General features: G+C 67.3%; 5 protein-coding genes. 1 reads left to right on the forward strand and 4 read right to left on the reverse strand.

Annotated features, from left to right (window positions below):
* Together AC08ON_RS15305 and murI are read right to left on the reverse strand one after the other, a co-directional pair.
* The coding region (locus AC08ON_RS15305) for an MBL fold metallo-hydrolase (protein WP_476617210.1) at positions 1 to 509 on the reverse strand (509 nt) is incomplete at its 3' end.
* A complete protein-coding gene (gene murI, locus AC08ON_RS15310) occupies positions 506 to 1,408 on the reverse strand; it encodes a glutamate racemase (protein WP_011435325.1) in 903 nt (300 codons plus the stop codon). The genes murI and AC08ON_RS15305, both read right to left, overlap by 4 nt.
* Positions 1,409 to 2,249: 841 nt before the next feature.
* Between murI and AC08ON_RS15315 the strand changes: the two genes are divergently transcribed.
* Positions 2,250 to 2,813 (forward strand): hypothetical protein, encoded by a 564-nt coding sequence (locus AC08ON_RS15315; protein WP_476608179.1) that lies wholly within the window; start codon positions 2,250 to 2,252, stop codon positions 2,811 to 2,813.
* A 169-nt stretch (positions 2,814 to 2,982) separates the two neighbouring features.
* On the opposite strand, the gene AC08ON_RS15320 is transcribed toward AC08ON_RS15315, so the two are convergent.
* On the reverse strand, positions 2,983 to 3,855 hold the full coding sequence (locus tag AC08ON_RS15320) for an NAD(P)-dependent oxidoreductase (RefSeq protein ID WP_134351697.1): 873 nt from the start codon (positions 3,853 to 3,855) through the stop codon (positions 2,983 to 2,985).
* Positions 3,856 to 3,985: 130 nt separating this feature from the next.
* Positions 3,986 to 4,306, reverse strand: a complete 321-nt coding sequence (locus AC08ON_RS15325) for a putative quinol monooxygenase (protein ID WP_011435328.1) — start codon at positions 4,304 to 4,306, stop codon at positions 3,986 to 3,988.
* Between the last annotated feature and the right edge of the window lie 243 nt (positions 4,307 to 4,549).

Here is a 4,549-nt window from a genome sequence, read left to right on the forward strand (position 1 = left end):
GCGAGGCGGACCAGCCGGTCACACGCCCCGGTGTCGCCCGAGTAGGTCAGTACCCGATCGTCGGCGGTGAGGCGGATGCCGTAGGCCTCCACCGGATGGGCCACCCGGGTGAGATCGATCCGGAACGGCCCGATGTGCAGGCGGCCGGCGCCGATGGTCCGGAAGTCGTAGATGTCGGCCAGGCTGTCGTCCGGCCATTTCTCGAACGCTCCGCACAGCCGTTCCTGGGTGTTGATCGGGCCGTAGACCGGGAGCTTGGGCGGCATGCCCTCCGGGTGGTACCGCCGCGCGTAGGAGTTGGCCACCAGGTCCAGGCAGTGGTCGCCGTGCAGGTGGCTGAGCAGCACCGCGTCGATCTCACGCAGGTCGCAGTGCCGTTGCAGTTCGCCCATGGACCCGTTGCCCGCGTCGAGGACGAGCCGGAACCCGTCCGACTCGACGAGGTAGGACGAACAGGCCGACGTCGGGCCGGGATACGTGCCTGAACAGCCGAGGATCGTCAGTTTCACCGTGGCACCACCGGGCTCTGCTGGGAGGAGGGTTCCTGGTCCGCCCCGGTTCGGGCGGCCCATGCGGCTGGAGGCGTGACTGTGGCCCGCGCGGCGGGAACGGGCGGGGACACCGCCGCGACGCCGACGAGTTCGGGGCCGAGGAACCTGCGTCCCACCCGGCTGAACAAGGTTGGATCACCCGTGGTGAGGAACCGGTGTGTGGGCGGCGGAAGGTCCGGATCGCGGAAGAGTCCATGCCGGACAAGTACCCGGTAGGTGTCCTTGGCCGTCTCCTCGGCACTACTCACCAGAGTGACGCCCTCTCCCATCACGAGGCCGATGACACCCGTCAGCAGTGGGTAATGTGTACATCCAAGTATCACCGTGTCCACGTTGGCTTCCTGCAATGGTGCGAGGTACGCCTCGGTTAGCCCGAGCAACTGCCGCCCGCAGGTGATACCCCGCTCAACGAAGTCCACGAACGCCGGGCAGGCCGCACCGGTCAACTCCACGCCCGCGGCGGCGGTGAACGCGTCGTCGTAGGCGCGGCTGGCAATCGTCGCCAGCGTGCCGATGACGCCTACCCGCCCGCTGCGGGTCGCCGCGGCCGCTCGGCGGGTCGCCGGCATGATCACTTCGATGACTGGTATGTCGTAACGCTCCCGGGCGTCGCGCAGACAGGCGGCACTTGCCGTGTTGCAGGCGATGACCAGCAGCTTCACGCCCTCGTCCACGAGCCGGTCGAGGGCATCGAGGGCGTAGCGACGCACCTCGGCGATCCGCCGCGGGCCGTAGGGTGCCCGAGCGGTGTCCCCGAGATACATCAGGGGCTCATGCGGAAGCTGGTCCAAAATGGCGCGCGCCACAGTCAGACCGCCCACCCCGCTGTCGAACACCCCGATCGGCGCGCCGCTCATGAGCGATCAGACTAAGCCGGAAACCCGATGCTCACCCTGTGGCTGTTGTCACGGAACCATTGTCCGGTCCCGGACAGTCCTCGCGCGTCCGACATAGGACCATCTCGCCTCGCTGAGCTGGGCGCATCGCTGTGCGTCATACCTCGTTGTTTACCCAGGTGAAGGCGTCCGCGTGCCGCGAGGGGCCGAGGTGTGGCCGGCTCGACATCCGGGGATCGTCCCGATCCGCTGGATCATCCGATGACCTTCGCCTGGTCCGGAACGCGATCTTTCATCGATGTATCGCGGGAAATGCGTGGTCCGTCTGTCGATCGTCCACGAGGAGCCGTGCCCGGGTGGGTATGCCATACGGGTACAGGCACGCCAAACGGAGTGTAGGCTAGAACTGCTTGTAATCGATCAGTGACTACTAGCTATCGAACAGGTATGTTGAGGACGCGGCTGAGGTGTCCGGGTCGTTCCCATCCGTCCCCGATCCGAGGCACCCCAGTCGCATCCTCGATGTCTCCGGGCGTCTCCGGGCGTCTTCCAAGCCGCCTCCAGGCCGTCCCCGGGGTGCCGACGCAACGTGGTTCCCGACGTCTCCCCGCGCTTCTACGATGACGTCACGCGGTGGTCTTGCCATCGTCCGGCCATGCAGTCATCCAGGGAGATCGGGGGACGCCAGAACGTGATCACGCACGGAGGGTCGCGGCCGGGTGGCTCTTCGAGCGCTCAAGATCGTCCCATGACGTGAGGGCGGACGGTGTAAGTGGGATACACGGCACCAAACCGTCCTCTGCCTTGTCGGGTTGACGTCGATCGGGGGCATCGCTGGCCGTACGGCGATAGGAACATGTCCATGGCCCGGCTCCTCGCGGCGATCTCCACGGGCGTCGCCCTCCTGGTGGGAGGGTTGACGGCGCTTGCCGTCATGCTGCCGTCCGAGTACAGCTATCTGGTTCCGATTGTCATTATCCTCGTTGTCGTGGGGGTCAACATCACTGCCTGGCTTGTGATCCCGCGTGTCGTCGGCCCGGTGTCGGCGTCGGCGTCCGTGCACCGCTCGATACCGGAGAATCGTCCGATGGGTGGCTCGTTCGTGTTCGGTCGTGGTGAGTTCGACTGGGCGCGTTCGGACGCATCCGATGCCTCCGTCGAGTCCTCGTCGGACAACTGGTCGTCGAGCTGGGACTACGCCGGCGGAGACGGTCCGGACGGCAGCGACGACGAGAGCGGTTTCGACGACGACCGCTGGTATGGCTCCGCGGTCCGCCGCAGCGCGGGTTTCCCGCCGTCCGCTCTTACCGGAGCATCCATGCCCGGCCTGCTGTCCGCCGACACCGGACAGCATCACCGGGCCACGCAGTCCGGCCCAGTGCCGGCGGAGCCAGAGAAGCACCACGACGACAGCCGCCAGCCGTAGCGATGCCCATGTGGGGACTGACCGGCCAGGGGTATATCCCTCCGGCCAGGCACATCCCGTCCGTGCTGTGCTCGGTACGGTCGTTGTGCTCGGTACGGTCGTTGAGGTCGGTACGGTCGTTGAGGTCGGTACCGCGCAGTGCGGTGCGGTGGCGGCCCGGCGCCGTGGATCAGGCGAGCCCGGCGCGTCGGCGGGCCGTCTCGGTCACCGCGGCCCAGTCCTGGTCGGTCTGGCCATGCGCCAGCGCGTCGACGAAGGCGTCCCGCAGCACGCCGCCGAAGGGCAGCGGAACGTTCCGTTCCAGCCCTGAGGCCAGCGCGAGCTGGACGTCCTTCAACCCGAGCGGGAGACGGAAGTTGACGGGCTCGTAGTCCCGGTTTCCGATCATGCGGCCATAGCCGGTGAAGACCGGGCCGGTAAACAGGTTGTCGGTGAGCACTTCGATGAACGTGGCCGGGTTCATCCCGCCGGCCTCGATGACGGCGCTCGCCTCCGCCATCGCCTCGATGCTGCAGGCGATCAGATAGTTACCCAGGATCTTCACCAGGTTGGCGTGCTCCGGCGCATCGCCGACCGTCCAGGTTCGCCGGCCGAGGACGTCGAACAGGGGCTGAACCTCGGCGATCGCGTCCGGATCGCCGCTGGTCACGATGGTGAGGTTGCCGGCGCGGGCGGCGTCGGTCCGGCCGAAGACAGGAGCCGCGAGGTAGCGCAGCCCGTGCTCGGCGTGCTCACGCCGGGCCTGGATCGCCAGCGCGGTGCTGACGGTGGCCATATTCACATGCAGTGCTCCGGCCGGCGCGGCGGTCAGTACCCGCGGATCGAGCAGGCGGTCGGTGACGGCCTGGTCGTCCGCCAGCATGCTGAGGACGATTCCGGTGGCGAACGCCTCGGAGATGCTGGCGGGCACCGCACCGGCGGCGGCCAGCTCGGTGACGGGATCCGGTGAGCGGTTCCAGGCCAGTACGGTGTGGCCGGCGTCGATCAGATTGCGCGCCATGGCGCTGCCCATTCCGCCGAGCCCGATGAAACCGATTTTCATGCGTCACCCTCCTGGCCTGGTCGGCGGACGGTCCGCCGACGCGGGTTTCCTGCCCGGCTGGGCTGGGCCAAGTGGCATCGGCCGCTCCAGCCCAGGGCGGGTGAAGAACGGACCGGCAGGTGCCGGGTCCTCAGGCGCCTGTCATCGTAGGAAGCCCGGTGCCCGAGGTCAGTGTGATGAACTCGATACGCGGGGGACCTGTGAGCAGATCCTGCCGCTCGGCGACGAAATGGTGGATGTGCGGCTGGTTCTCATGATCCTCGAACGCCTCGCGGTCGCGGTAGAGCTCGTAGAAGAGCCGGGCATTGTCGTCGCCGACCACCCGATGGGTAGTGTAGATCAAGGTCCCGGGTTCGTGGGCTGCGATCAGCGGCACCGTCTCGGCCACCAACGCGTCGAACGCGTCCGCCGTGTCCGGGCGTACCTCGAACCGCACCGTCAGACCGAACATGGATCTCCTCCTCAGGGTGTTGCGGCAGGGACATGGCGGGGCGCTGTCGCTTCGCGACGTACTGTTACCGTATCCAGGAGATCACTCTAATGGTGGCCTGAGAGCCCGGCCACATCGGTGCGGCCTGAGATCGGCCGCCTTGTGTAGTCCGGGACCAGGGCCGCGCAGAGATCACGCTACGTTGTGATCGGTGATGTTTTGTAGACGTGCTGTGGGGTGACTCGGGGCGCCCTGGGCGACACA

The sequence above is a fragment of the Frankia sp. CoWAU3 genome, from assembly GCF_977971855.1.

What these genes read in the sequence shown, in the direction of transcription:
- murI (WP_011435325.1), bottom strand. Translation starts at nt 1,408, where the DNA reads ATGAGCGGCGCGCCGATCGGGGTGTTCGACAGCGGGGTGGGCGGTCTG.
- AC08ON_RS15315 (WP_476608179.1), top strand. Translation starts at nt 2,250, where the DNA reads ATGGCCCGGCTCCTCGCGGCGATCTCCACGGGCGTCGCCCTCCTGGTG.
- AC08ON_RS15320 (WP_134351697.1), bottom strand. Translation starts at nt 3,855, where the DNA reads ATGAAAATCGGTTTCATCGGGCTCGGCGGAATGGGCAGCGCCATGGCG.
- AC08ON_RS15325 (WP_011435328.1), bottom strand. Translation starts at nt 4,306, where the DNA reads ATGTTCGGTCTGACGGTGCGGTTCGAGGTACGCCCGGACACGGCGGAC.